This window comes from Citrobacter sp. S46_ASV_140, assembly GCF_018919545.1.
GTDB lineage: Bacteria > Pseudomonadota > Gammaproteobacteria > Enterobacterales > Enterobacteriaceae > Citrobacter > Citrobacter braakii.
Genome location: NZ_JAHLRC010000266.1, coordinates 1 through 1,227, shown reverse-complemented (window position 1 = coordinate 1,227; position 1,227 = coordinate 1). Strand labels below are relative to the sequence as shown.

General features: G+C 52.7%; 1 protein-coding gene and 1 pseudogene. Both read right to left on the bottom strand.

What is annotated here, in order from left to right:
• Positions 1-102: pseudogene (locus tag KQJ19_RS24170) on the bottom strand (hypothetical protein); the annotation flags it as partial.
• A 48-nt stretch (positions 103-150) separates the two neighbouring features.
• Positions 151-978 (bottom strand): 2,5-didehydrogluconate reductase DkgA, encoded by an 828-nt coding sequence (dkgA, locus tag KQJ19_RS23650; RefSeq protein WP_016154506.1) that lies wholly within the window; start codon positions 976-978, stop codon positions 151-153.
• Positions 979-1,227: the final 249 nt, after the last annotated feature.

Genomic DNA, 1,227 nt, shown 5'->3' with positions numbered 1-1,227 from the left:
CCTTCATACTGCTCGAAAAATTGGTTCTGCTGCGATTCAATCGGCTTCCAGTGGGGCAGAGCGCATGGGACTCAATTAGCTGTGCACGTGGTCTACGCCGAAATTCAAATCAGTAAAGGCCCGACAAGAGGTCGGGCAGGAGAGAAGGGGTTAACCGCCGAACTGGTCCGGGTCTGGTCCCAGACGTTTGCCCTGATCGAGCTTTGCGATTTCGCCTAATTCATCTTTATCCAGGCGGAAGTCCCAGACGTTAAAGTTTTCTGCGATACGCGCAGGGGTGACTGATTTCGGAATAACCACCAGGCCGCTATCCAGATGCCAGCGGATGACAATCTGCGCCGGTGATTTGCCATATTTCTCCGCGAGATCGCGGATGATCTTTTGATCAAAGACGTCTTTGCCGCCCTGCGCCAGCGGGCTCCAGGATTCGGTCTGGATTTTATGCGTTGCGTTCCAGGCGTGCAGTTGGCGCTGTTGCATAAGTGGGTGAAGTTCTATCTGGTTAATCACCGGAGGTACGCCGGTTTCATCCATCAGTCGCTGGAGATGATTGATCTGAAAGTTACACACGCCGATGCTCTTAATCAGCCCTTCTTTTTGCAGATCGATCATGCTTTCCCACGCTTCAACGTAGTGGTCGATCGCCGGAACCGGCCAGTGCATCAGATAAAGATCGAGGTAATCGAGCTGGAGTTTCTCCATGCTTTCGAGCAAGGCTTCCCGAGGGCGTTTCTGGTCATCGTTCCACAGCTTGGTGGTGATGAATAACTCTTCCCGCGGTACGCCCGCATCGCGTATTGCTTTGCCGACACCTTCTTCGTTTTTGTACGCCGCAGCGGTATCAATTGAGCGATACCCCACTTCCAGCGCTTTATGAATGGCGGTGATGACCTCTTCATTACTTGCCTTCCAGACCCCCAGGCCCAGCTGCGGCATGACGTTACCATCCTGTAGTTTAATAATGGTTGGACCGGTCATAATTCCTCCCCTGAATTGAGTTTACCGAGGCAAGCCCCGGTAAGTTAGGTGTGACTTAAGTCTGGCCTATCCTCGTCATACTTCAAGCTGCATATGCGTTGGCTTTATTACTCGACCCATCCATGGGCCTCGCCCTTTCAGGGCCGCTGCAAGCAGCGTTCAAATCTGCTACCGGCAGGTTTGTCGTTTCACCCCCAGTCACTGACTTATGTAAGCTCCTGGGGATTCTCTCCTTTGCCGCCTTTATGC